Origin of the sequence: Xanthomonas sp. MLO165, assembly GCF_018831305.1 — a bacterium.
Taxonomy (GTDB): Bacteria; Pseudomonadota; Gammaproteobacteria; order Xanthomonadales; family Xanthomonadaceae; genus Xanthomonas; species Xanthomonas arboricola.
On sequence record NZ_CP029263.1, the window covers coordinates 4,071,845 to 4,096,856 of the forward strand.

Here is a 25,012-nt window from a genome sequence, read left to right on the forward strand (position 1 = left end):
CGTTCAGTCCTAGGTGCCGGCCGCGAGGGCCATGCGTTTATGTGAATTCAGTGGGCGAGCGAGCTTTGCAGACGCGCAAGCTTGCCCTTCAGCGAGCCGTCGATGACCACGTCGCCGGTGTCGATCACCGCGCCGCCGATCAACGAAGCATCCACCGCGGTGGTGATGTCCACCTCGCGGCCGAAACGCTTCTTCAGCGCAGCAGCGATCGTGTCCAGTTCCGCCTGGCTCATTGCAGCCGCCGAGGTCACCGTCGCCTTGACGACGTGTTCGGCTTCGGCCCGCAGTTGTTCGTACAGTCCTGCCACTTCCGGCAACAGCGACAGCCGCTGCGCGTCGGCCAGCAGGCCGAGGAAACGCAGATAGTCTTCGCTCGCCTGCGGCGGCGCCAACAACGTCACTGCCTGATCCTGGCCCAGGGCCGGGTTGAGCAGCAGTGCGGCCACGCGCGGGTCGCCGGCCACCTGCGCCGAAAACGCCAGCGCATCGGACCAGGGCGCAAAGTTGCCGCCCTCACGCGCGATCGCAAACGCGGCGCGGCCGTACGGACGGGCAAGTGTGAGGGCCTGACTCATCGATTAAATCTCCGCCGCCAGCTCGTCGAGCAGCGCCTTGTGGGCGTTGGCATCGATTTCGCGCTTGAGCAGCTTTTCGGCACCGCTGACGGCCAGCACGGACACCTGCTTGCGCAGTTCCTCGCGGGCACGCGTGGCGGACGCGTCGATCTCGGTCTGCGCCAGATCCTTCTGACGGTTGGCTTCGGCAATTGCCTCGTGCTTGGCCGCTTCGATGATCTGGTTGGCGCGCGCATGGGCCTGATCGATGATCTCGTTGGCCTTGGTGCGTGCGTCCTTCAGTGCTTCGTTGACCTTTTCCTGCGCCTGCGCCAGATCCTTCTGACTGCGATCGGCAGCAGCCAGACCTTCAGCGATCTTTTGCTGACGCTCTTCGATCGCCTGCAGCAGCGGCGGCCAGATCTTGGTCGCGACGATCCAGATCAGACCGGCGAAGGCCAGCGCCTGGGCAAAGATGGTAAGGGTGATATCCATGGGTCGCTCAATCGCTGTTTAGGGGTGAAAGCGCCACCGCATGGCGACGCTTTCCGACCTTCATCCGCGGACGCAACCGCGAGCGGTTGCCTCCACATCCTGCTACCGCTGGATCAGCCGGCAGCCTGCGACAGACGCTCGATGAACACCTGGGCCAGCGGGTTGGCGAAGGCGAACAGCAGGCCGACGGCGACGCTGATGATGAACGCGGCGTCGATCAGGCCGGCGGTGATGAACATGCGGACCTGCAGCACCGGGATCAGCTCCGGCTGGCGCGCAGCCGATTCCAGGAACTTGCCAGCCATGATGGCCAGACCGAGGCCGGCACCCAGCGCGGCCAGGCCGATCATGATGCCGACGGCGAGGACGGTGGAGCTCTGGACTTGAGCGAGGTTGGTCAGGACGGCGAGGTACATGGTGATCTCCGAACGAAAGTTTCTAAGGGTGATGGATGAATCGGGATGAAGCGTATGAAGGGTGCAGCGAAACTCAGTGACTGTCTTCGGCAAGGCTCAGATACACGATCGACAGCATCATGAAAATGAAGGCCTGCAGCGGAATCACCAACAGGTGGAACAGCATCCAGCCGAGGCCGAATACGCCGCCAGCGACCATGCCGGCGATGCCCGCACCGCCCAGCACCCAGATCAGCAGGAAGACGATCTCGCCGCCGAACATGTTGCCGAACAGTCGCATCGCCAGCGAAATCGGCTTGCTCAGCCACTCGACGATGTTCAAAAGCAGGTTGAACGGCATCATCCACTTGCCGAACGGCGCCGTCAGGAATTCCTTGGTCATGCCGCCCACGCCCTTGGAGCGCAGCGAGAAGACGATCATCAGGAAGAACACGCTGATCGACATGCCCAGGGTGGCATTGACGTCGGCGGTGGGCACCGGCTTCCAGGCGTGGATACCGGCCCAGCCCAGCGGGATGGCGATGAAATCGGCCGGGATCATCTTGATGAGGTTCATCAACAGGATCCAGAAGAAGATGGTGATCGCGATCGGCGTCACCAGCTTGCTGCTGCCGTGATAGGTGTCCTTGGCCTGACGGTCGACAAACTCGAGGCAGATTTCGACAAACGCCTGCCACTTGCCCGGCACGCCGGCGGTGGCATTGCGGGTCGCCGTCCAGAACGCGAAGACCATCACCAGGCCCATCAGCACCGCCATGACCAGGGTGTCGACGTGGATGGTCCAAAACGTGCCGCCACCCTCGCGAACCGGATAGATCAGGTTCTGCAAGTGATGCTGGATATAGGAGGTAGGTGTTGCTGCCTCGCCCGCCATGTGTCCGGAGCCCTTTAAGTTCGAATCAACGCCTGGCCAGAGCCAGAACCTGAAAAATCAGCCCGATGGCGATACCCGCCAGCAAGGCCAGAGGAGGCAGCCGCCACAGGCCGAAGCCAAGCGCCAGCGCCACGAAAACCAACACCCACTTCAACACCATCGCCAGGATCAGCCGGACCATGGCAATGCCGGCTGCCTGGATACCGCCACCTAGCGCGGTACGTGCTGCCACCCAACCGCCCAGCACCGTCGCAAACCCGGTCAATGCCAGACCGGCAGAGTAACGGGGACCGACCAACAGCAACCCCAGACTGGTTATAGCTACAGCGGCAAGCGGATATACCGCAGCGCGCAGCATCAACCGCCGACCCGCGTCAACGGAGTTCAGCACTACGGTTACCTTACGTGTGAATGAGTGGGAAGCGCAGATGCGCCTCGTCGAGCCGCGAAAGTATAGCAATGGGACAAATTGCGAGACAACCGGCAGAGGTCATCCGTTGCTGCGTCGCACCATACAGGGTTGCCGCGGCGGGTGGGAACTTTGCCACAAACCGGCGGTCATAACCCGCGAGGCCTGCACATCCTCGTCGAAAGGTCCCGCCGCAGGTCGCGTATGGGAGCCCCGGAGCATCGGGGCTCCTGCTTTTTACGCATTTTGTCGCACCCTGCGACCTTCCCGTTGGCGGTCCAATCGGTGCCATGGCGGCATGACCCATGCCGTGGCGCTTCGCGCCTGGCGCCCGGATTGCGCAACGTACGACTAAAGTCTGACCCCTGCAGCAGCGGACCGTTTTGTCCGATTGCTATCTCGGCCTTCACAGCAATGCGACAGCTCCTTCACTTATGGAAGACGCCGTCTTATCGAAGATGCGCCGCACAGGCCGAAACGCCTGACCATTCCAAGAATTCGGAGCTCCCCATGAAACACCTTCTCGCACTGGCCATCCCGTGCGTATTGGCTGCCGCCTACGCCGCGCCGGCGCACGCCGAAGATACCGATGACCGCTTCCAGCTCCGTCTGGGTGCGATGAACGTCGACAACGACAACACCATCCGTGGCAACACGCTGGTGGCAGGCAACAACGTGTCGGTCAACGAAGACTTCAAGCTCGGCGGCAAGGAATGGGAGCCGCGCGTCGACGGCGTGTTCCGCATCAGCACCCGCCAGCGCCTGATCTTCGATTACTTCAAGTACGACAAGGATCGCCGCGAGACCCTGACCCAGGACATCAGCGGCGGTGGCGTCACCGTCCCGACCGGCAGCTTCATCAAGGGCGAGCTGAAGTATCAGGTTGCCACCCTGGTGTATGACTACTCGGTGATCGATTCGCCGGAATTCAGCCTGGGCCTGCAGATCGGCGCCGAATACGCCAAGGTCGAAGCCAACGCGTACGCCGACCTGGGCAGCGTCTTCAGCGGCGATGTGCTGGACGAAAGCGAAGACGGCGTTGCGCCGGTGGTCGGCATCCGCTTCACCGCGCGCCCGAGTGAGCATTGGCTGTTCAACGTGCAGGGCCAGTACCTCAACACCAGCTGGGGCGACTTTGGCGATTACGACGGCGACCTGAGCCGCGCCAACGCGATTGCCGAATACCGCTTCACCAAGAACTTCGGCATCTTCGCCGGCTATGACTGGTTCAAGCTCGACGTCGACCAGCGCGGCAGCGATGGCCTGATCGGTCTGAAGCAGGAGTTCAAGGGCCCGGTTGCGGGCGTGACGTTCGCGTTCTGATCGACGCGCAGCGTTGCACCAAAAGGCCCGCGTTTTGCGGGCCTTTTGTTTTCTTGTGCGGTGCCGACAGCACCAGCGAGTGCGCGGATATCGCCATGCGCGACCTGTTGCGTCAGCGCACCCGACATCTGCGCCTTGAAGACCGGATCGGCATGGCAATGCCGCACCAGCATCCACACCGTCACGCCCGCCTGCGCCGCACGGCAGGTCATTGTGCCCGGCGACGATGCGCCGGACCCTCGTCCCGCTGCGCAGCTGCAACGCGCCATGGGAGCACAGCGCAGAGCATCAGCACTGCGAGCACTGCATTCCGTGGCGCATGCAGCGCCCCGGTGGGAACGGCCGCACCCTGCAACCCCTCCCGGCAGCACACCGAAACGACAACGCCCCGCGCAAGGCGGGGCGTCGCTGGCCGTGCCGCAAGTGGCGGCGCTTACTTCTTCTTGGGGATGTACAGGTCGGTGATGGTGCCGTCGTAGACCTCGGCGGCCATGCCGACCGATTCGCTCAGGGTCGGATGCGCGTGGATGGTATGGCCGATGTCTTCGGCCTCGGCGCCCATCTCGATCGCCAGGCCGATCTCGGCCAGCAGATCACCGGCATGCACGCCGACGATGGCACCACCGATCACGCGGTGGGTTTCTTCGTCGAAGATCAGCTTGGTGAAGCCTTCGGTGCGGCCGATGCCGATCGCGCGGCCACTGGCGGCCCACGGGAACTTGGCCACGCCGACCTTCAGGCTCTTGGCCTTGGCCTCGGTCTCGGTCACGCCGACCCAGGCGATTTCCGGGTTGGTGTAGGCGACCGACGGAATCACCCGCGCCACCCATTCCTTCTTCTCGCCGGCAGCCACTTCGGCGGCCAGCTTGCCCTCGTGGGTGGCCTTGTGCGCCAGCATCGGGTTACCGACGATGTCGCCGATGGCGAAGATGTGCGGCACGTTGGTGCGCATCTGCCGATCGACCGGAATGAAGCCGCGCTCGGTGATGGTGACGCCGGCCTTGTCGGCACCGATCTTCTTGCCGTTGGGCGTACGGCCAACCGCCACCAGCACGCGGTCGTAGGCGGTGGCCTGCAGACCCGGCTTCTCGCCTTCGGTGGCCGCTTCGAACGACACCGTGATGCCGCTGGCGCCGGCCTTGACGTCGGTGGCCTTGGTCTTGAGATGGACCTCCACGCCCTGCTTCTTCAGGCGATCGGCCAGCGGCTTGACCAGGTCCTTGTCGGCGCCCGGCATCAGCTGGTCCATGAACTCGACCACGGTGACCTTGCTGCCGAGCGCGCTGTACACCGTGGCCATTTCCAGGCCGATGATGCCGCCGCCGACCACCAGCAGGGTCTTGGGAATGTCGTGCAGTTCCAGCGCGTCGGTGGAGTCCATCACGCGCTTGTCGTCCCACGGGAAGTTCGGCAGCTTCACCGCCTGCGAACCGGCGGCGATGATGCAGTGCTCGAAGCGCAGTAGCTGGGTCTTGCCGTCGTCGCCGACGATCTCCAGCTCGTTGGGCGACACGAACGACGCCACGCCGGTAACGGTGCGCACCTTGCGCTGCTTGGCCATGCTGGCCAGGCCGCCGGTGAGCTTGCCGACCACCTTTTCCTTGTACTCGCGCAGCTTGTCCAGGGTGATCCTGGGCTGGCCGAAGTCCACGCCGAAATCGCCGGCGTGCGCCACTTCGTCGATCACCGCGGCGGCATGCAGCAGCGCCTTGGACGGGATGCAGCCGACATTGAGGCAGACCCCGCCCAGGCTGGCGTAGCGCTCGATCAGCACCGTATCCAGGCCCAGGTCGGCGGCGCGGAATGCGGCGGTGTAGCCGCCAGGGCCGGCGCCGAGCACCACCATCTTGCATTCGATATCGGCCGGCTTGCCGCTGGCCAGCGCCGGCTTGGACGGCGCCGGTTCGGCCGGCGCGCGATGCGACGGCGTCACCGGCGGCTTGCTGCCGGGCGCGGCGGCAGGCGCCGCAGCCGCCGGTGCGGGCTTGCTGTCGGCCTTGGCGGGCGCAGCCGGTGCGGCGGCCTCGCCTTCGGCTTCCAGCAGCAGCACCAGCGCACCTTCGGACAGGCTGTCACCCACCTTGACCTTGAGCTCCTTGACCACGCCGGCGGCCGAGGACGGCACTTCCAACGTGGCCTTGTCCGACTCCAGCGTTACCAGGCCCTGATCCTTGACCACGCTGTCGCCGACGGCGACCAGCACTTCGATGACGGGGACATCGCTGTAATCGCCGATGTCGGGAACCTTGATTTCAATGACCGCCATTTGCTTCTCCTGTGGCTCAACCGGCCGTGCCGGCAAGCGTCTGCTGGAGTTCATCCAGCGACGATTCGATTTGGGTCCAGCGCTTGTCGCGCTTCTTTTCCTTGCCTTCGCTGGCTTCGATCAGCAACGCGGCCTGCTGCAGCAGCAACTCGCCGGCGCCGCAGCTCGGGCGTGTGCCGCTGTAACGCACGCCATCGACCTGGAACGACAGCACCTCGCCCTCGCTCACCGGGGCGCTGCGACCGCTCGGCGCCAGTTGCGTCAGTGCGCCGGTCCAGTTGCTGACCAGGCGCCTTGCCAACGCCGCCGGAATCGGGATCTCGACCGTTTCCGGGGTCTGCGCGGTGCGGAACTGCACGCTGCCACGATCGCTCTGGCTGACCCAGCTGTAGACGCGCTCGTCGGCGCGGCTATGCCGCAAAGTCCAGTCGGCACCGTCCTTGCCCGGCACGAGCGATACGCCGCTTTCCACGCCGCGGGTAGGCAGCGTCAGCAGCGACAGGCTCGGCCGGGTGCCGGCGTCGAGCAGCGTGGTCACCGCGGTGCCGTAATTGCCCACCGCCGGCGGCCAGCCGCGCCCGAGCGTGCTCTCGCACTCGCGTGCCGCCGCGGATGTCCACGGCAGCACGCCCAGCAGGGCGAAGGTCAGCAGCGCTGCTCTCACAGCAGGACGCGGCGCATGTCGGCCAGCACCTGGCTGAGGTAGGTGGTGAAACGTGCGGCCAGCGCGCCGTCGATGACGCGGTGGTCGTAGCTCAACGACAGCGGCAGCATCAGCTTGGGGGCGAACTCCTTGCCGTTCCACACCGGCTGCATCGCCGACTTGGACACGCCCAGGATCGCCACTTCCGGCGCATTGATGATCGGCGTGAACGCCGTGCCACCGATGCCACCCAGCGAGCTGATCGAGAAGCAGCCGCCGCTCATGTCGGCCGGGCCGAGCTTGCCGTCGCGCGCCTTCTTGGCCAACTCGCCGCTTTCCTGTGCGATCTGCAGCACGCCCTTCTTGTCGACGTCGCGGATCACCGGCACGACCAGGCCGTTCGGCGTGTCGGCGGCGAAGCCGATGTTGATGTACTTCTTCAGCGTGAGGTTCTCGCCGGCCGCATCCAGCGAGGCGTTGAATTCGGGGAACTTCTTCAACGCCGCGGCGCTGGCCTTGACCAGGAAGGCGAGCATGGTCAGCTTGATGCCGGCCTTCTCGTTTTCCTTGTTCAGCGCCACGCGCAGGGCTTCCAGGTCGGTGATGTCGGCCGATTCGAACTGGGTGACGTGCGGAATCATCGCCCAGTTGCGTGCCAGGTTGGCACCGGAAATCTTCTTGATGCGCGACAGCGGCTGGGTCTCGGTCTCGCCGAACTTGCTGAAGTCCACCTTCGGCCAGGCCAGCAGGTTCAGGCCGTTGCCACCACCGGCCGGTGCGGCCCCGGCTGCGGCAGGCGCGCCGCCGCTGAGTGCGGCCTTGACGAAGCGCTGCACGTCCTCACGGGTGATGCGGCCGCCCTTTTCGCTACCCTTGAGCTGGTTCAGATCCACGCCGAGCTCGCGTGCGAACACGCGCACCACCGGGCTGGCGTAGGCCACCTTGGACGGCAGCACGCTGTCGGCGTCGAAGGTCACCGGCGGGCTGGACGGCTGCCCGGCCGACGGCTGACCGCCCTGCGCAGGCTGCGCGGCCTCGCTGGAACGGGCGCCCTGCACATGCGCGATCTCGCGCTGGGCCAGCTTGTCCGGCACCGCAGACACGGCGACCGGCTCGACCTTGCCGGCGGTTTCGGCGGTGTCGGTGCTGGGCTTGGCCGGGGACTGCGCCGCACCGGCGCCGCCATCGCTGGCAGCGATGATCGCCACCACATTGCCCTGCGAGAGCGTGTCGCCGACCTTGACCTTGAGTTCCTTGACCACACCGGCGGCCGAGGACGGCACTTCCATCGTGGCCTTGTCCGATTCCAGCGTGACCAGGCTCTGGTCCTTGGCGACGGTATCGCCAACGGCGACCAGCACCTCGATCACCGGGATGTCGGTGTAATCGCCGATATCGGGCACACGGGCCTCGACCAAGCTGCCGTCCGAGGACGCGGCAGGCGCAGACGGCTCGGCCTTGGCGGCAGGCGCCGGCGCGGCAGCGGGCGCAGCCTTGGCCGGGGCGGCGGGAGCGGCGGCCGGGGCGGGTGCGGCGGCGGTTTCGGCGCCGGCGTCGGCCACTTCGATCAGCGCGACCAGCGCGCCCTGCGACAGCGAATCACCGACCTTGACCTTGATCTCCTTGACCACGCCGGCCACCGACGAGGGCACTTCCATCGTGGCCTTGTCCGATTCCAGCGTGACCAGGCTCTGGTCCTTGCTGACCGTATCGCCGACCGACACCAGCACCTCGATTACCGGGACATCGCTGTAGTCACCGATATCGGGGACAAGTGCTTCCTTGATTTCGGCCATACGGGGAACTCCGGCAACAGAATGGGGAAACCCCTATTGTGGCCGGCTGCGGGCCGCAGCGCCAACCATTGCCGTGGAAAAAGTCGCGCACCGGACGGGATGCAGCGTTCGCCGGCGCATGCGCCGGATCATTTCGACGCGCGTCGATCGACCCGCAACAGTTGCAGTGGCTCGCCCGAGGGCAAACGATACGCCAGCGCATTGTCCAAGCCGTCGAGCGCCTCGACCCGCGTGCACAGTTGCTGCGCGCGTGGCCGCAACGCACGCGCCTGCGGCTCGATCAGGCGCTCGATGCGCGTTTCCACCCCTTCCAGCGACCGCAGCTGCAGATCGTTTCCGGTCAGTGCCGACTGCACCGCACCGGCGACGACATCGCCGATCAGCTGCGGCAGCAGCTCGGCCACCATCGCGCCGATGTCGTCATCGATATCGATCGAGGTGAGCTGGCTCTTGCCGAAACTCTGCTTCAGGCGGGTGTCGATCTTTTCGCGCACGCCGCCAGCTGCACGCGTGTGGCCTCGGGGCTGCGGCTGAAGCCGGCCGCCACCTCGCCCAGCGCAGTGACGGCGATGTCGGCCGCTTCACGCCCGACCTCCTGCGCCAGCGGCACCACGTCGCGGGTCTGCCGCTCGAACTGGATCAACCGCGCGCGATCGTCCGCGCTCACCGCGACCCAGTGGTCGTCGACGAACAAGGCGCCCTGGCGCATCACCAGCCGTTGCGGCGTACCCGACGCGCGGATCAGGATCAGGCTGCGCGGGTTGAGCGTGAGGTCGTAGTCGCTGCTGACATTGCAATGCAGATCGTCGGCGCTGGCGGCCGGTACGGCGACCAACAGACCCAGCAGCAGGCCCGCTGCCATCGGTAATGCGTGCTTGATCGCCATCTGGTCGCTTCCGTTGATGCGTTGGCTGCAGCATGCCTGCACGGGAGCGGCACTTGCCCGTGCCGGACGCTGGCATGACTTCCGGCCGGTGGCTGCGCGCTGACCAACACGGCCGGCGCTGCAGTGGTGACAGGTGTCGGCCAACTCCGCCACGACGCAGGCACATGGTTCGCACGGCCCCATCAGCTCGCTGATGTCTTCGCTCATGAATTGGTTGCGCGGCGATCCGACGTCGCTAATCCAGCGCGTCGCGCAGCGGCTGCCAGGCCGCGCACAGCCGTGGCAGCGACCATGCCGCATTGGCCGGACTGGTGGACGGCAAGGCCCATACCGGCAGCGTGTGCAGGGCGACCGGCAACAGCGGCTGCACATGACGGCGCCATGCCTGCGCGGCGGCCGCACCGTTGCAGGCGACCGCGCGCAGCTGCGGCAGCGTCGCCAGCCGCGCCGCCAGCGGATTGACCACGATGCTGCTGGCGACGATGGCGGTATCCAGGCTGCCGCGCCGCTCGCATTGGCCGATCACATCCCACAGGCCGACCTTGCAGTCGGACAGCGCCTGCAGGCGCGCCGGATATGCCAACCCGGCGTGGATGCCCAGCAGTTCCTGCATCAGCGGCCAGAAACGGTTGCGCGGATGGGCGTAGTACATCGCCGCGTGCAACGAGGCGTTGCCCGGCATCGAGCCGAGCACCAGGACACGGCAATCGTTAGGAATGTGCGCTGGAAGGCCCTGCAACAGGTCGGTTTTCGTCACGGCGATCGCATCTGCGTGAATGTCTTTTTCAGCTTGCCTGTTGCAGCCACGGCCTTCTCCGGAAACTTGCTGAACAAACGAAATTTTAGCGAGCCACGGGTGGGCGTGGATTCAGATTTTCAGGAATAGCTTTGGCGCGGCCCACTCCACGGGCCTAACAAGAACACTGAGGAGACCCCCAATGCGTGCCATTTCCATCCTGAGCCTGGCTGCCGTATCCGCACTTGCGTTTGCGCCGTCGGCATTTGCACAAGACACCACCTACACCGGCGACACCTCCTCGGCTTCCACCAGCGCCGATAGCGCTTCCGGAAAGCATTGGGCAGTGGTCGGCGGTGTTGCTCTGATCAAGCCGAAGAACGATCCGGCTCCCGGCCTGGACGTCGATGGCGGCCCGGCACCGACGCTGAGCGCCAGCTACTACATCAACGACAACTGGGCCGTTGAGCTGTGGGGCGCCGCTGACAAGTTCAACCACCGTGTCAACGCCGATGGCGTGGGCAAGATCGGTACCGTCGAGCAGCAGCCGATCGCCATCAGCGGCCAGTACCACTTCGGCCAGGCCGATAACGTGTTCCGTCCGTTCGTGGGCGTGGGCTACTACGAGTCGAACTTCAGCAACGAGAAGATCGACGCGGCGTCGGCCACCGGCCAGCACGTGGGCCTGGACACCGCCAAGGGTGTCATCGGCACCGTCGGCGTGGACATGAACATCAACTCCACCTGGTTCGCACGTGCCGACGCCCGCTACATGCGTTCGCGTCCGGAGCTGCGCGTGGGCGGCCAGGGCACCGGCAGCGAGCTGGAACTGGATCCGTGGACCGTCGGCTTCGGCGTCGGCGCGCGCTTCTAAGCACGCGGGCAAGCGACGTTTCAGTTGAACAAGAACGGGCCGCAAGGCCCGTTTTTTTATGCTTTGAAATCGTGGCGCCACCCGCTCAGCGCCAGTAGACGCTGCCGCGCAGGCGCGCGCTGCGCCAGCGCCACCACAGCAAGGTGGCATAGGCGAGCGCATAGCCGAGCAGTACGCCGGCCGCGCCCAACAGGCTGGCGTGACTGAGCCACCCTTCCGTGGGCCAGGCAGCACCCTGCCAGGTGCTGCGCCACCCCTGCACCATGCCGGCGATCACGCGTACCACCACCAGCGCGGTCAGGGCCAGCACCAGCCACAGGTTGGGCCGGTAGAACAGGCCCTGCTGGGTGCGCTCGAAGCGGGTCAGACGCAGTGCCAGCAGCCCCAGCGCCAGCCCGCAGGTCCAGCCGAAGGCGGCATGGCTGATCGCGCCGGGCCAGAACGCGGCGGCGATCAACACGAAGATCACGAACAACACGGTGGAAAGGCCGGCCGAGACCAAATTGATCATCAACAGCCAGCCGCGTGCCTGCCGCCGCGCGGTGCCGACACGAAAGCGCTGCACCAGCGACAACGGCAACAGCACCGCGAACACCGCCAGGGCGATGATCACGGCCAGCGGTATGGCGAGGAGAAGTGGCATCACATGCTCGGTGGCGGCGAAGAGTGGTTGGCAACCCGAAACGCGCGGACGCCAGGTGAACGTGGACGGCGCGCAGCAACCGGCGTGTCCGCGAGGTGCATGCCGATGCCGGGCGCCGGCCGCACCCGCCTGGCGGTGAGCGCGGTCGGTTGGACCACCGCTCTTAGAACGCCGGCAATACCGCGCCTTTGTACTTCTGCTCGATAAACGCCTTCACTTCCGGGCTGGTCAAGGCCTTGGCCAGCTTCTGCACGCGCGGGTCGTCCTTGTTGTCCGGGCGCGAGACCAGGAAGTTCACGTACGGCGAGTCCTTGCTCTCGATCGCCAGCGCGTCGCGGGTCGGATTGAGGCCGGCGTCGAGCGCGTAGTTGGTATTGATCAGTGCCAGGTCGACCTGGTCGAGCACGCGCGGCAGCATCGCCGAGTCGAGCTCGCGGAACTTCAGCTGCTTGGGGTTCTCGACGATGTCGCGCTGGCTGGACAGGGCATTGCTCGGGTCCTTGAGTTTGATCACGCCCGCCTTGTCGAGCAGGATCAGCGCGCGGCTGTTGTTGCTCGGGTCGTTGGGAATCACCACATCTGCGCCGGTAGGCAGCTCGGCCAGCGTCTTGAACCGGCGCGAATACGCGCCGAACGGCTCGATATGCACGCCGACCACGGTCACCAGCTGGCTCTTGCGGTCGCGGTTGTAGGCATCCAGGTACGGCTCGGTCTGGAAGTAGTTGACGTCGATCTGCTTCTGCACGACCTGGTCGTTGGGCTGCACGTAGTCGTTGAACACGCGCACGTCCAGCTTGACACCCTGCTTGGCCAGCAGCGGTTCGACCACCTCCAGGATCTCGGCATGCGGCACCGCGGTGGCGGCCACCGTCAGTGTGTCGCCGCCGCTGCTGCCACCGCTACCGCTACCGCCACAGGAAGCCAGGGCCAGCGTGGCCGCAGCCAGGAGGGAACGAAACGCGAATGTGTTCATGTGGGGGTCCGTGGGAGGAGGAATGCGGCACTGCCGCAAGCGCTAAACCTAGCAGACCGCAGGTGGAGCCGCGATCGGCAGGCCCGTGTGCTTGCTGGGCCCTGCGCGCGCCGGCAACACGCGATCGCGGTCGAGCTCAGCGCCGGCTGTAGCGCGCCACCAGCCAGTCGCCCAGCATCTGCAGCAGCTGCACCAGCACCAGCAGGGCGATCACGGTGATCAGCGCGACATCCGAATGCGATCGCAGATAGCCCTCGCGGTACGCGACATCGCCCAGCCCGCCGGAGCCGATCGCACCGCCCATCGCGGTGAAACCGATCAGCGCGATGGTGGTCACGGTGGCGCCGGCGATCAGGCCCGGGCGCGCTTCGGGCAGCAGCACGCGCAGCACTAGCTGGCGGGTGGTGGCGCCCATCGCCTGGCTGGCTTCGATGATCCCGCGGTCCACTTCGCGCAAGGCGGTTTCCACCAGCCGTGCATAGAACGGTGCGGCGCCGACCACCAGCGGCAGGATCGCGCCGCGCACGCCCAGCGAGGTCCCCATCAACATCAGCGTGAGCGGAATCATCGCGATCATCAGGATGATGAAGGGCACCGAGCGCAGCAGGTTGATCAGTGCCGCGAGCACGCCGTACAGCACCGGGCGGCGGCGCAGCTGCGGGGCACCGCACAGGAACAGCGCAACGCCCAGCGGCAGGCCGATCAGCAGCGTCAGCGGCAGCGCGCCGGCCAGCATCAGCAAGGTATCGAGCGTGGCCTGGCCGATATCGCCCCACTTGGCGGCATCGAGATTGCGGAAAAACCCGCTTGTCGTGGCGATCAGAGTCATACGCGCAGATCCTCCACGTGCACGCCGGCGGCGACGAAGCCGGCGCGTGCCGCGTTATGGTCGCCGCCGGTCAGCGCGACGATGAGCTGGCCGTACGGGGTGTCCTTGATGCGGTCCACGCGCCCGGACAGGATGTTGTAGTCGACCCCGGTCTCGCGGGCGATACGGCCCAGCACCGGTTCGTAGGTGCCGTTGCCCAGGAAGGTCAGCCGCACGATGCGCCCGCCCACCGCAGCGAAGTCGCGATGCAGCTCGGCCTCGTCCACATGCTCAGCCTCGGACACGAAGCGCCGGGTGGTGGCGTGCTGCGGATGCAGAAACACCTCGGTCACCGGGCCGGTTTCCACCAGCTTGCCGGCATCCAGCACCGCGACGCGGTCGCAGACCCGGCGGATCACGTCCATCTCGTGGGTGATCAGCACGATGGTCAGGCCCAGCTCGCGGTTGATCTGCGCCAGCAGCTGCAGCACCGAGGCGGTGGTCTGCGGGTCCAGCGCGCTGGTGGCCTCGTCGCACAGCAGGATCTGCGGCCGGGTGGCCAGCGCGCGCGCGATGCCCACGCGCTGCTTCTGCCCGCCGGACAGCTGCGCCGGATACTTGCTGGCATGCTGCTCCAGCCCGACCCGTGCCAGCAGCTCGGCCACGCGCGCATCGACCTCGGCGCGCGGGGTGCCGGCCAGTTCCAGCGGAAACGCCACATTGCCGGCCACGGTGCGCGAGGACAGCAGGTTGAAGTGCTGGAAGATCATCCCGACACGCCGACGCAGCGCGCGCAGGCCCTGGCTGTCCAGCGCAGTGACGTCCTCGTCGCCGATCAGCAGCCGCCCGCCGCTGGGCTCTTCCAGCCTGTTGATCAGCCGGATCAGGGTCGACTTGCCGGCACCGGAATGGCCGATGATGCCGAACACCTCGCCGGGGCCGATCCGCAGATCGAGTGGATGCAGCGCCACGATCTGGCGACCGTCAACGGAATAAGACTTGTGCAGGCGCTGAAACTGGATCACCGCGCGTGGCCGATTGGGGGGCCGTGAAGCCTACCAGTCAATGTTTGCGGACGATATTCCAATGAGTTCTAAGTTGGGGATTGGGGAGTCGGGATTAGGGATTGGCATAGGACGGGATTGGGGATTGGAGATTCGGGATTCGCAAAAGCCAGAGCGCCTTGCCGTTGCTCTGGCGAATCCCAAATCCCAAATCCCGAATCCCGAATCCCCAATCACGGCTTATCCAACGACATCGGCCGATCCGCCTTCCGAATCCGCTCCCGGCGCAGCAGATACAGCCCGCTGGCGACGATGATGCCGGCGCCGGTCCAGGTCCAGCTGTCGGGCAGGGTCTGCCACAGTAGCCAGTCCCAGCCGATCACCCAGACCAGGCCGGTGTATTCCAGCGGCGCGATCATCGAGGCCTCGCCGCGCAGGAAGGCCTGGGTCAGCGCAATCTGCCCCAGTGCGCCGGCCAAGCCCATGCCGGCAATCAGCCAGGCGTGCTCGCCCCGCAACGGCACCCAGTCGGGAATGGCCAGCAGGCCGGCGCCGACCGCCATGAACAGCAGGAACCACACCACCATCGCCTGCGGGGTGTCGGTGCGGGTCAGCAGACTGACGGTGATGGCGGCGATGGCATAGGCGGTGGCCGCCAGCAGCACCATCAGCCCGGGCAGCGAGATCAGTCCGTCCACGCCCGGGCGCAATACCACGATCACCCCGACCAGGCCGATGCCGATCGCCGTCCAGCGGCGTGGCCCGACCCGCTCGCCCAGCAATGGCACCGACAGTGCCGCCACCAGTAGCGGGGCGACGAAATACAGCGTGTAGGCGGTCGACAGCGGCATGCGCTTCAGGCCGTAGACGAAGCAGCCGATCATCACCATGCCCAGCGCCCCGCGCAGCAGGTGCAGGCCCCAGCGCACCGGCACGATCGAGCGCGGTCCGGCGGTGGCGAATACCCAAACCAGCACGAACGGCAGCGAGGCGGCGCCGCGCAGCAGGGTGACCTGCAGCGGCGGGTAATGCGCCGACAGCAGCTTCATTCCCGCATCCATCAGCGAGAAGCAGGCCACGGCGGCCACCATCCAGGCGATGGCGGGAAGCGGAGAGCGGGTGGTGGGCATGGACCATTATCGCTGCGCGTGCGCGCAGCCTGGCAACCCTGTGTCGACAGGGGCGATGACGCGATGCCCTAGAATGGCGGCTGTTTACAGACAGCAGGAGCTTTGCATGCCTTCCTTCGACGTGGTGTCCGAAGTCGACAAGCACGAACTGACCAATGCGGTGGACCAGGCCAACCGCGAGCTGGATACGCGCTTCGATTTCAAGGGGGTCGAGGCCAGGTTCGAGCTGGAAGACGGCAAGGCGATCAACCAGTCCGCGCCCAGCGATTTCCAGGTCAAGCAGATGACCGACATCCTGCGCGCGCGCCTGCTGGCACGCGGCATCGACGTGCGTTGCCTGGAGTTCGGCGACATGGAAACCAACCTGGCCGGTGCGCGCCAGAAGGTCACCGTCAAGCAGGGCATCGAGCAGAAGCAGGCCAAGCAGCTAGTGGCCAAGCTGAAGGAAGCCAAGCTCAAGGTCGAGGCGCAGATCAATGGCGACAAGCTGCGCGTGAGCGGCAAGAAGCGCGACGATCTGCAGGACGCGATGGCGCTGTTGAAGAAGGCCGACTTCGAGCTGCCGCTGCAGTTCGACAACTTCCGCGACTGAGCAGGCGTGGTGGCTGACACGGCGCCTTGTCGTGCCGCGCTGTGCAGGCGGGCCGCACAGCGCGGCGTGCCAGCCGTCCGCTGCCCGGGCATTGGCCGCGCGCGCACCGGCGCGTTACGGATCTGATGCAAACATGCGCGGCCTGCTCTCCAGCCTGTTGCAACGCGCGCACCCGGCCACAGTGGGCCCGGCGCCGCCCGCTGCCGGGACGGCGTGCGCCGTGACGCACGCACAGCCACGCATCGAAGCCGGCTCGACGCTGCACACGTTGGCCGGGCTGGACCCGCTGGCGGCCGCAGCGTTTGCCGATGCGTTTGCGGTGGAAGTGCAGCGCGCCATCGCCAGCTGCACGCTCGGCCAGGCCAGCACCACCCAGGCGCAGGCACTGGAGCAGATCCATGCGCTCAAGAACACGCTCTCGCTGACTGGCTCTGGCGAACTGCTGAACGCCTGCGACCGGTTGCGCGGCGATGTCGACGGCGGCGAACCCGGGTCCGCGCTTGCGCAGCGCTACACCGCGATTGCGACCGCGGCCGGCCTGCTGGTCGAGAATTACCGGCGCACCCTCCCCAACGACGACACCGCTCCCCATGCGTAGTGGATCCAACCGCGCGGCGCCCGGCCTGATCCTGGCCGCCCGGCAGCTGCGCAACGACAGGCTGGTGCGGCTGTTCGAATCGTTCCTGGAATATCGCGCCTGCGTCGGCCGCGTGATCGTGCAGACCATCGTGGCGCTGTGGTGCTTCGGCTGGCTGTACGGGCCGCAGCCGGTGCTGGTCAGGGATGCACAGGCGGTCTTCCCCACCGCAGCGACGCTGTGGATGGTGGCGATGATCTGGATGGTGCTGGTGCGACGCAGGATCATCCCGCCGGGCGAGTGGCTGGATGCGATCGGGTTTGCGATGAACCTGCTGTTCATCGGCATCCAGACCTATCTGGCCTTCATCCTGCTGATGTCGCTGAACGCCTTCCTGCCCTTCATCACCATCGCCGCGGTGGCGCGCTATGGGCAGAAGGCGACGCTGCCGGTGCTGCTCAGCACCTTCGTGCTGATGCTGCTGACCGCGCCGGCCGGCTACTGGCTGTCGCGGCCGGCCTACTTTGTGTATGCAGTGGCGCTGAGCGTGGTGCTGCCGCTGCTGGTGGCGCGCATCGTCAGCGCAATGCAGGAGATCGCCCTGCAGGCGCTGGCCGCGCGCGATGCGCAGAGCCGCTTCATCAGCACCATGAACCACGAACTGCGCACGCCGTTGAACGCGGTCATCAACTGCGCGCAGTTGATCGACAGCGACACCTTGTCGGCGCAACAGCGCGAACTGATGCAGGCGGTGACGGTCAATGCGATCGCGCTGCGGCATCGGGTGAACGAAGTGATCGACGTGGCCAGCATCGACGGTGGTCGGCTGCAGCTGCACAGCAAGCCGCTGAGCCTGCTCGACGTGCTGGCCACGGTCAAAGCGGTGTGCGCGAGTGCAGCGTCGACCAAGGGCGTGGCGCTGGCGCTGCGCAGCGATGTGGCGCAGACGCCTGACCTCATCGGCGACGAGGGGCGTATCGAACAGGTCATCACCAACCTGGTCATCAATGCGATCAAGTTCACCCCGGCCGGTGGCGCGGTCGACGTGCTGATCGCCGCCACGCAGGTGCAGCAGCGCTGGGCGATCGCGGTGACCGTGACCGATACCGGCATCGGCATCCCCGACGCCCAGAAGGCCTATATCTTCACGCCCTTCACCCAGCTCAGCACCGGTTTCAGCCGTGCCGAGGGCGGGGTCGGGCTGGGCCTGTTCATTGCGCTGTCGGTGTCCGAGGCGATGGGCGGCAGCCTGAGCGTGCGCGATAACCCCGGCGGCGGCAGCGTATTTCGCTGGACCTTCGCACTGGCCGCCGCCGCAGCGCAAGGCTGCCGCCCGCCGGCGCTGCGCGAGGCCCTGCAACAGCATGCCGAGACGGTGCCGCCGCTGCACTGCCTGGTGTTCGAGGACATGGACACCAATCGGCTGGTGATCGGCAATCTGCTCACCCGCGCTGGGCACCGGGTGAGCTTTCACAGCGATGGCAGCAACGCGGTGCAGCGCATCCGCGAGGCAGCGCCGGACCTGGTGTTCCTCGACCTGCACATGCCCGGCACCTCGGGCTGGGACGCGCTGGGTGAGGCGCGCGCGGCGATCGCCGCGCTGCCGCCGATCATCGTGCTGACCGCCGACACCCGCACCGATTCGATGCGCGAGGCCACCGCGGCCGGCGTGGCCGGCTATCTGTCCAAACCGATCAACGCGCACCAATTGCTGGCCATCCTCGCCGCGCATGCCACCCATGCAACCGGCTGACCTGAAACCGGGCAATGCGGCACGCCGGCACTGGCATACCGCCGCGCGCACACGCACGCCGCTGGCGCTGCTGTACCTGCACGGGTTCGCCGCCAGCCCGGGAGAAGCCGGCGAACTGCCCGAGCAGATCGCCGATGCGCTGGCTGCCAACCTGTACGTGCACCGTTGGCCCGGGCATGGCCGCAGCGCCGCCGATGCGATGCAGGGGCTGACGCCGGCGGCGTTACAGGCCTCGGCCCTGGATGCACTGGCGCAGGCACGGCGCATGGGCACACGCGTGGCGATCGTCGGCTCGTCCATGGGTGCCACGCTGGGCTTGTGGCTTGCGGCGCAGCGCCCCGACGCGGTGGCTGCGGTGGTCGCCTGGTCACCGGGCATCCGGCCGGCCGACCCGGCGCTGCTGGATCAGGTCTGCGCCGCGCAAACGCCCTTGACCGACCCGCGCCCGCGCACCGCCGCGTCGCTGGCGTTCTGGTCCGGCACCATCCACCCGGATGGATTCCGCGCGCTGCGCAGCCTGTTCGACGCGGTTGCCGCCGATCCACCGTGGCCACGCGTGCAATGCCCGGTGTTTCTGGGCTATTACCGCGCTGCCAACGGCGAGGAGGATCCCACCGCCTCGGTGCCGGCGATGCTGGCGATGTTCGCTGCGCTCGGCAGCGCGCCGGAGCACACCTGCGCGATGGCCTTCGACACCGGCGCGCATGCGATCGGCTCGCCGCACAAGACCCTGCACGCCGATAAAGTTGCGCAGGCATCGAGTGCGTTCCTGCGTGCGCATGTCGGCGCAAACACGCATGCGGATGCCACCTAGGCTGCGTCAGCGCAGCAACTGCTGCAGTTCTCCCCGCATTCCGCCAAGCGCCGGCTCCGCGCTGCGCTGCAGCGGCACAGGCGGCCGCGCCGGCAGCGATCGCATACACTGGCCCACCATCACGCCGCCGCCACGATGACGACCACGCCTGCCACGCTCGACCCGTTGACCGCCACCCGCCAGTGGATCGAGCGCGCGGTGATCGGCCTGAATCTGTGCCCGTTCGCCAAGGCGGTCTACGTCAAGGAGCAGGTGCGGCTGGTGCTCAGCGATGCCAGCACGCCCGAAGCGCTGCTCGAACAACTGGCCGAGGAGCTGGTGTTGCTGCGCGACACGCCGGCCGAGCAGATCGACACCACCTTGATCGTGCATCCGGACGTGCTCACCGATTTCCTGGACTACAACGACTTCCTCGACAACGCCGATGCGGCGGTGGAAGCGCTGGATCTGGGTGGCGTGTTGCAGGTGGCCAGCTTCCATCCGGACTATCAGTTCGCAGGCGCGGCGGTGGATGACGTGGCCAACTTCACCAACCGCTCGCCCTACCCCACCTTGCACCTGCTGCGCGAAGACAGCGTGGAGCGTGCGGTGGCCGCGTTTCCGGATCCGGACGTGATCGTCGAACGCAATATCCAGACGCTGGAACGCCTGGGCCAGGACGGCTGGGAACGGTTGTTGAGCGCATCGCAGCACTGACCGCCGCGTCGGGTGCGGTTGCGCGTGCCTGAAACGCGCAGCGATGCCGGCGCGCAGCGGCGCGGCATGACGCGATAACGGCGGGCAAGCCACCAATCTGCATGCCTCGCGCGCGGCGATCGCGTTGCTACGGCCACCACGGCGCCCGCGTTACAGTGCGCGCGACCTCACTCCCCTGGTGCGCCCGATGCCCCTGACCCCCGCCGTCTCCGCATGGAATCCCTCCCCGTTGCAGGACCGCGTGGTGGTGATCACCGGCGGCGCCCAAGGCATCGGCCGTGGCATCGCGCAGGCGGTGCTGGGCGCCGGTGGCAGCGTGGTGATCGGCGACCTGGATGCCGATGCCGGCAAGGCCTGCCTGCAGGAGTGGGCATTGCCGCGACGCAGTGCCTTCGTGCGGTGCGATGCCGCGCGCCCGGCCCAGGCAACGCGCCTGATCGCCACCGCGCTCACCCGCTTCGGGCGACTCGATGGCCTGGTCAACAACGCCGGCGTGGCCGATCCGCATGTGGCGCCATTGCCGCAACTGGACTGGGACGAGTGGAATCGCAGGCTGGCCAGCCTGCATGGCGCCTTCCTGTGCAGCAAGCAGGCCTTGCCCGCATTGGCGCAGGCCCAGGACGGCGGTGCGATCGTCAACATCGCCTCCACCCGCGCCTGGCAATCCGAGCCGCATAGCGAAGCCTATGCCGCCGCCAAGGGCGGGCTGGTGGCCTTCACCCACGCCTTGGCGCTGAGCGAAGGCCCGCAGGTGCGCGTCAACAGCATCAGTCCGGGCTGGATCAGCACCGACGCTTGGCGCGCACCGGCGCGCCGGCGCACACCCAAGTTGTCACGGCGCGACCATGCCCAGCATCCGGCCGGACGGGTCGGCACGCCGGAAGACATCGCGCAACTGGCGGTCTATCTGCTGTCGCCGCAGCTGTCCGGCTTTGTGACCGGGCAGGACTTCATCGTCGATGGCGGCATGTCGCGCAAGATGCAGTACGTCTGAGGCATTGCCGCGCAGGCGGCCTGCAGCAAACCGCAGGCCGGAAGCGCCGCAGGCGCAAGCACTAGCGGCGTGGCTCAGGCCTGCTCGCTGCGGCCGAACAACACCGCAAGATCCCCTGCCTCCAGCGCGCGCCATTGCCCGGACGGCAGACCATCCAGCGACAAGCCACCGATGCGGCTGCGGTGCAAGGCCACCACGTGATTGCCGGCGGCGGCGAACATGCGCCGCACCTGGTGGTAGCGGCCTTCGTGCAGGGTCAGGCGTGCCTCGCGTGGGCCGAGCACGTCCAGTTCGGCCGGCAGCAGCGGCTTGGTTTCGCCGTCCAGCAACAGCGTGCCGCTGGCAAACAGCCCCGCCTCGTCTCCACGCAGGTCCTCGGCCAGGATGACGTCATAAACCTTGTCCAGCGCCGACTTGGGCGAAATGATCCGGTGCAGCAGCGCGCCGTCGTCGGTCATCAGCAACATGCCGCTGGTCTCGCGATCCAGCCGCCCGACGGGCGCCAGCACCGGCGCGCGCAAACGGAAGCGCGGCGGCAGCAGTTCGTAGATCAGCCGGCCGGTGTCCTTGGTCGAGCAGGTGTAGCCGCCGGGCTTGTGCAACAGCAGGCTGAAACCCGCCGGCGGATCCAGCGGTTCGCCATCGATACGGATCGCATCGTGCTCCACCTGGTCGTCGGCATACAGCACCTCGCCGGCGGCGTCGGTGACCGCGCCCTGGCGAAATAGCTGGGTCACCTGCTTGCGGCTGCCGTAGCCGAGGTTGGCGATGTGCTTGACCAGCTTCATACGCGCGCTCCGCGACCGCGCACGGCGGAAATCAGCTTGAAGCCGTCGCGTTCGGCGGCCACGCGCACCTGCCCGAAGCTTTCGTTGAGCACGTACTCGTAGGGCAGATGCCGGTTGGCGACCAGCAGCAGCTGCCCACCCGGGCGCAACGCCTGCGCGGCCACGGCGATGAAGCGCTGGCCGATATCCGGGCGATCGGCACGCGAAGGCGTGTGGAACGGCGGGTTGCTGACGATGAAATCGTACTGCGCCCCCAGGCCAGCGGTGACGTCGCGCCAGTGGTACTGCAGCTGCGCCGGATGCGCGATGGCCTGCAGGTTGCGCCGCGCCAGGGTCAGCGCGCGCGCCTCGGCCTCGTACAGATCCAGCCCGGTGACCTTGGGGCAACGCGCCAGCACCTCGGCCGACAGATAGCCAAAGCCCGCGCCCAGATCGGCGCCGTGTCCGGCCAGGGTGCTCGGCAGATGCTCGACCAGCAGCGCCGAGGCAGGATCGATGCGGTCCCAGGCAAACACGCCGGGGCGACTGACGAAGCGCCCATCCAGAATGGGGCGCGGCGCATCCAGCGCGGCCCAGCGCGCCTGCAGCGCCGCATCGGTGTCGGCAGGCAGCGGTGCGCTCCAGTAGGTGCGGCAATGGTGCTTGGTCAGGCTGCCGGCCAGGCCGGTGAGCTGACGCAGATCCGCCTCGCCCGAGCGCGCGCCCTCGTTGTTGGACTGGCAGGCCACCACGCGGCCGCCCGGTGCGGCCAGCGCGACCGCGCGCGCGAACAGGGCACGCGCTTCCTCGCGTTGCCGCGGCGGCAACACCAGCACCAGGGCGTAACGGGTGCTGTCGGCCTCGATCTCGCTCTCTTCGCGCACGTTCCAGCCATTGCGCTCCAGCGCCTCGGCGAAGGGACGAAAGCTCTGCTCGCAGGTCAGCGCATCGGCAGCCGCATGCTCGCGCAGCGGGAACCCGTCGCGCGCGCGCAGGAACAGCACCGGGCCGCTGGGCCATGGCAGCACGCCCTGGGCGAAGGGCAGAAACAGAGCTTGAAGCGGGGCATCGTGCGGGCCAGCCATCGGATCATCGGGTCGGGAACAGGCCGCCATTGTAAGGGAGCGCTGCCTGCCGCCCGCCCTGGCGCCCGCTTGGGCGGGCATTCGATTGCGTGACCTGCAGACGGCGGCCCTTCCAATGTCTATACGGTCTATTGATGCGCACGCAACATCCGCCCGCCTAGGCTGGAATCACACCAATACCGGAGAGACGCGATGCGAGCCCTGTTCGTAGGTGGAGTGGTCGACAACAGCGAAATGGATCTGGATGACACCCCGCCACCGATGCACTACCCCGAAAACACCGGTGCGGGCCGGCCGCGTTACCGCCTGCACCAGGTCGGCGAGCGCGACGATGGCAGCGTGGCATATGCGGTGTATGGCGCCCCGGAAATGGCCGATGACGACATCAGCCGGATCACCGAAGAACGTGGCTATGCGCGCCGCTTCAGTGCTTCGCCCGAACCGCCGCGCTGAGCGTGGGCGCATTGGCGTGGCACCGCGCACGATCGCGGCACACGCATGAAAAAACCGGGCCTGGGCCCGGTTTTTTTCGTTTGAACGCCTGAGCCAGCGCGTTGTCTGGATCAGCGCGCCTTGGGTGTCACCCGCCAGATCACATTGCCGACATCGTCGGCCACCAGCAGCGCTCCGGTATTGTCCGGGCTCACGCCCACCGGGCGCCCCTGCGCATTGCCTTCGGCATCCAGAAAACCATCCAGCACCGTGATCGGCGTGCCGCTGGGCTTGCCATCGACAAACGGCACGAACAGCACTTTGTAGCCGCTGGGCGGGTCGCGATTCCACGAGCCGTGCTGGCCGATGAAGGCGCCCTGGCGGAAGCGCTCCGGCAGCAGGCTTCCGCTGGCAAAGCTCAGGCCCAGCGAGGCGGTATGCGGGCCCAGCGCGTAGTCGGGCTTGATCGCCTTGGCCACCAGCTCGGGGTTCTGCGGTTTGACCCGCTCGTCCACATGCTGGCCGTAATAGCTGTAGGGCCAGCCATAGAAGCCGCCGTCGCGCACCGAGGTCAGGTAGTCCGGCACCAGATCGCTGCCGATCTCGTCGCGCTCGTTGACCACCACCCAGAGCGATTTGCTCTGCGGCTCCCAGGCGGTGCCGACCGGATTGCGCAAGCCGCTGGCGAACACCCGGCTGCTGCCGGTGGCCGGGTCGATCTCCAGGATCGCGGCGCGGTTGAGTTCGGCCTCCATGCCGTTTTCGGCCACGTTGCTGTTGGAACCGACGCCGACATACAGCTTGCTGCCATCGGCACTGGCCAGCAGCGACTTGGTCCAATGATGATTCAGGCCGCCGGGCAGATTGGCCACGAAGGTCGGCTTGGCGGTGATATGCGTCTCGCCGGGCTTGTACGGAAAGCTCACCAGCGCATCGGCATTGGCCACGTAGAAACGATCGCCGATCAGGGCCATGCCGAACGGGGAAAACAGCCCGCTGATGAACTGGGTGCGCACTTCGGCCACGCCGTCGCCGTCGGCATCGCGCAGCAAGGTGATGCGGTTGGCACTGGGCACCACGGCGCCGGCCTTGCTCATCATCGCGCCCTGCACCTTCTTGCGGATGCCGCCGCCTTCGGCGTCTTCCGGCTTGGGCGGCTCGGCGGTCTCGGCCACCAGCACGTCGCCGTTCGGCAGTACATAGACCCAGCGCGGGTGATCCAGGTCGCGCGCAAACGCGGCCACCTGCAGGTCGTCGGCAGCGATCGGCTTGGCGTTCTCGGTCCAGCGCTTGACCGGCGCCACCTTGACGGTGGGGATCAGGCGTTTGACCGGCTCGGGCAATTGCGGGTTCGGCCCGGTCCCTTGTTCGATGGCAAGCGTGGCGGTATCGCCGCAGGCGGCGAGGAGGGCGACGGTCATCAGCGACAGCGGCCAGCGGGCGAGCTTCAACGCGGGAGCATTCATTGCGCG

26 protein-coding genes, 1 other RNA gene and 1 pseudogene are annotated in these 25,012 nt (G+C 67.0%); 9 read left to right on the forward strand and 19 right to left on the reverse strand.

What is annotated here, in order from left to right:
- Positions 1 to 47: 47 nt before the first annotated feature.
- From DGN21_RS16955 to DGN21_RS16975, 5 genes are all read right to left on the reverse strand, one after another.
- Positions 48 to 575: a F0F1 ATP synthase subunit delta gene (locus DGN21_RS16955; protein ID WP_016901013.1), complete on the reverse strand. Its 528-nt coding sequence runs from the start codon at positions 573 to 575 to the stop codon at positions 48 to 50.
- Between the two features lie 3 nt (positions 576 to 578).
- Positions 579 to 1,049: a F0F1 ATP synthase subunit B gene (locus DGN21_RS16960; protein WP_016901014.1), complete on the reverse strand. Its 471-nt coding sequence runs from the start codon at positions 1,047 to 1,049 to the stop codon at positions 579 to 581.
- Positions 1,050 to 1,162: 113 nt separating this feature from the next.
- A complete protein-coding gene (gene atpE / locus DGN21_RS16965) occupies positions 1,163 to 1,465 on the reverse strand; it encodes a F0F1 ATP synthase subunit C (RefSeq protein WP_002814105.1) in 303 nt (100 codons plus the stop codon).
- A 73-nt stretch (positions 1,466 to 1,538) separates the two neighbouring features.
- The gene (gene atpB / locus DGN21_RS16970; protein ID WP_016901015.1) at positions 1,539 to 2,339 is read right to left on the reverse strand and encodes a F0F1 ATP synthase subunit A; all 801 of its coding nucleotides are present in this window, start codon (positions 2,337 to 2,339) and stop codon (positions 1,539 to 1,541) included.
- A gap of 25 nt (positions 2,340 to 2,364) precedes the next feature.
- Complete coding sequence (locus DGN21_RS16975; protein WP_016901016.1) at positions 2,365 to 2,730, reverse strand: hypothetical protein; 366 nt, start codon at positions 2,728 to 2,730, stop codon at positions 2,365 to 2,367.
- Positions 2,731 to 3,258: 528 nt separating this feature from the next.
- Between DGN21_RS16975 and DGN21_RS16980 the strand changes: the two genes are divergently transcribed.
- Complete coding sequence (locus DGN21_RS16980; protein WP_026064024.1) at positions 3,259 to 4,071, forward strand: hypothetical protein; 813 nt, start codon at positions 3,259 to 3,261, stop codon at positions 4,069 to 4,071.
- Between the two features lie 433 nt (positions 4,072 to 4,504).
- Here the strand turns inward: DGN21_RS16980 and lpdA are convergent, their stop codons facing one another.
- From lpdA to DGN21_RS17005, 5 genes and pseudogenes are all read right to left on the reverse strand, one after another.
- On the reverse strand, positions 4,505 to 6,337 hold the full coding sequence (gene lpdA / locus DGN21_RS16985; protein ID WP_126966609.1) for a dihydrolipoyl dehydrogenase: 1,833 nt from the start codon (positions 6,335 to 6,337) through the stop codon (positions 4,505 to 4,507).
- Positions 6,338 to 6,353: 16 nt separating this feature from the next.
- A complete protein-coding gene (locus DGN21_RS16990; protein ID WP_054592378.1) occupies positions 6,354 to 7,001 on the reverse strand; it encodes a hypothetical protein in 648 nt (215 codons plus the stop codon).
- Positions 6,998 to 8,776: a dihydrolipoyllysine-residue acetyltransferase gene (locus DGN21_RS16995; RefSeq protein WP_184577388.1), complete on the reverse strand. Its 1,779-nt coding sequence runs from the start codon at positions 8,774 to 8,776 to the stop codon at positions 6,998 to 7,000. The genes DGN21_RS16990 and DGN21_RS16995 overlap by 4 nt, the downstream gene beginning before the upstream one ends.
- A 128-nt stretch (positions 8,777 to 8,904) precedes the next feature.
- Positions 8,905 to 9,662 (reverse strand): annotated as a pseudogene (locus DGN21_RS17000) (DUF2884 family protein).
- Between the two features lie 235 nt (positions 9,663 to 9,897).
- Positions 9,898 to 10,419, reverse strand: coding sequence for a DNA-deoxyinosine glycosylase (locus tag DGN21_RS17005; protein WP_126966606.1), 522 nt, complete (start codon positions 10,417 to 10,419; stop codon positions 9,898 to 9,900).
- Positions 10,420 to 10,600: 181 nt separating this feature from the next.
- On the opposite strand from DGN21_RS17005, the gene DGN21_RS17010 reads away from it, so the two are divergent.
- Complete coding sequence (locus DGN21_RS17010) at positions 10,601 to 11,272, forward strand: OmpW family outer membrane protein (RefSeq protein WP_016901022.1); 672 nt, start codon at positions 10,601 to 10,603, stop codon at positions 11,270 to 11,272.
- Positions 11,273 to 11,357: 85 nt separating this feature from the next.
- Here DGN21_RS17010 and DGN21_RS17015 read toward each other — a convergent pair whose 3' ends face one another.
- The 6 genes from DGN21_RS17015 to DGN21_RS17040 form a co-directional block, all read right to left on the reverse strand.
- Entirely contained in the window at positions 11,358 to 11,915 is a 558-nt protein-coding gene (locus DGN21_RS17015) for a DUF1453 domain-containing protein (RefSeq protein ID WP_184577385.1), read from the reverse strand.
- 25 nt (positions 11,916 to 11,940) lie between these two features.
- Positions 11,941 to 12,016, reverse strand: a non-coding RNA gene (locus DGN21_RS17020) — sX9 sRNA.
- Between the two features lie 62 nt (positions 12,017 to 12,078).
- On the reverse strand, positions 12,079 to 12,888 hold the full coding sequence (locus DGN21_RS17025) for a MetQ/NlpA family ABC transporter substrate-binding protein (RefSeq protein ID WP_102255818.1): 810 nt from the start codon (positions 12,886 to 12,888) through the stop codon (positions 12,079 to 12,081).
- Between the two features lie 136 nt (positions 12,889 to 13,024).
- A complete protein-coding gene (locus tag DGN21_RS17030) occupies positions 13,025 to 13,717 on the reverse strand; it encodes a methionine ABC transporter permease (RefSeq protein WP_024940266.1) in 693 nt (230 codons plus the stop codon).
- Entirely contained in the window at positions 13,714 to 14,721 is a 1,008-nt protein-coding gene (locus tag DGN21_RS17035; RefSeq protein ID WP_016903462.1) for a methionine ABC transporter ATP-binding protein, read from the reverse strand. Before DGN21_RS17035 ends, DGN21_RS17030 begins: the two co-directional genes overlap by 4 nt.
- Before the next feature lie 212 nt (positions 14,722 to 14,933).
- The gene (locus DGN21_RS17040) at positions 14,934 to 15,830 is read right to left on the reverse strand and encodes a DMT family transporter (RefSeq protein ID WP_065032901.1); all 897 of its coding nucleotides are present in this window, start codon (positions 15,828 to 15,830) and stop codon (positions 14,934 to 14,936) included.
- 106 nt (positions 15,831 to 15,936) lie between these two features.
- Between DGN21_RS17040 and DGN21_RS17045 the strand changes: the two genes are divergently transcribed.
- The 6 genes from DGN21_RS17045 to DGN21_RS17070 all read left to right on the forward strand — a co-directional run bounded on the left by DGN21_RS17045 (position 15,937) and on the right by DGN21_RS17070 (position 21,256).
- Positions 15,937 to 16,422, forward strand: coding sequence for a YajQ family cyclic di-GMP-binding protein (locus tag DGN21_RS17045; RefSeq protein WP_016903460.1), 486 nt, complete (start codon positions 15,937 to 15,939; stop codon positions 16,420 to 16,422).
- 133 nt (positions 16,423 to 16,555) lie between these two features.
- Entirely contained in the window at positions 16,556 to 17,020 is a 465-nt protein-coding gene (locus DGN21_RS17050; RefSeq protein WP_104608225.1) for a hypothetical protein, read from the forward strand.
- The gene (locus DGN21_RS17055; RefSeq protein ID WP_104608224.1) at positions 17,013 to 18,752 is read left to right on the forward strand and encodes an ATP-binding protein; all 1,740 of its coding nucleotides are present in this window, start codon (positions 17,013 to 17,015) and stop codon (positions 18,750 to 18,752) included. The genes DGN21_RS17050 and DGN21_RS17055 overlap by 8 nt, the downstream gene beginning before the upstream one ends.
- The gene (locus DGN21_RS17060) at positions 18,739 to 19,566 is read left to right on the forward strand and encodes an alpha/beta fold hydrolase (protein ID WP_126966602.1); all 828 of its coding nucleotides are present in this window, start codon (positions 18,739 to 18,741) and stop codon (positions 19,564 to 19,566) included. Before DGN21_RS17055 ends, DGN21_RS17060 begins: the two co-directional genes overlap by 14 nt.
- Before the next feature lie 135 nt (positions 19,567 to 19,701).
- Positions 19,702 to 20,262 (forward strand): DUF1415 domain-containing protein, encoded by a 561-nt coding sequence (locus tag DGN21_RS17065; RefSeq protein WP_016903456.1) that lies wholly within the window; start codon positions 19,702 to 19,704, stop codon positions 20,260 to 20,262.
- Between the two features lie 187 nt (positions 20,263 to 20,449).
- Entirely contained in the window at positions 20,450 to 21,256 is an 807-nt protein-coding gene (locus DGN21_RS17070) for an SDR family oxidoreductase (protein WP_104567937.1), read from the forward strand.
- Between the two features lie 74 nt (positions 21,257 to 21,330).
- Here DGN21_RS17070 and DGN21_RS17075 read toward each other — a convergent pair whose 3' ends face one another.
- Positions 21,331 to 22,044 (reverse strand): pseudouridine synthase, encoded by a 714-nt coding sequence (locus tag DGN21_RS17075; RefSeq protein ID WP_126966601.1) that lies wholly within the window; start codon positions 22,042 to 22,044, stop codon positions 21,331 to 21,333.
- Positions 22,041 to 23,108 (reverse strand): class I SAM-dependent methyltransferase, encoded by a 1,068-nt coding sequence (locus DGN21_RS17080; protein WP_054592389.1) that lies wholly within the window; start codon positions 23,106 to 23,108, stop codon positions 22,041 to 22,043. The genes DGN21_RS17075 and DGN21_RS17080 overlap by 4 nt, the downstream gene beginning before the upstream one ends.
- A 192-nt stretch (positions 23,109 to 23,300) precedes the next feature.
- Between DGN21_RS17080 and DGN21_RS17085 the strand changes: the two genes are divergently transcribed.
- Positions 23,301 to 23,561: a hypothetical protein gene (locus DGN21_RS17085; protein WP_087962350.1), complete on the forward strand. Its 261-nt coding sequence runs from the start codon at positions 23,301 to 23,303 to the stop codon at positions 23,559 to 23,561.
- A 110-nt stretch (positions 23,562 to 23,671) separates the two neighbouring features.
- Here the strand turns inward: DGN21_RS17085 and DGN21_RS17090 are convergent, their stop codons facing one another.
- Positions 23,672 to 25,006 (reverse strand): sorbosone dehydrogenase family protein, encoded by a 1,335-nt coding sequence (locus DGN21_RS17090; RefSeq protein ID WP_024940276.1) that lies wholly within the window; start codon positions 25,004 to 25,006, stop codon positions 23,672 to 23,674.
- Between the last annotated feature and the right edge of the window lie 6 nt (positions 25,007 to 25,012).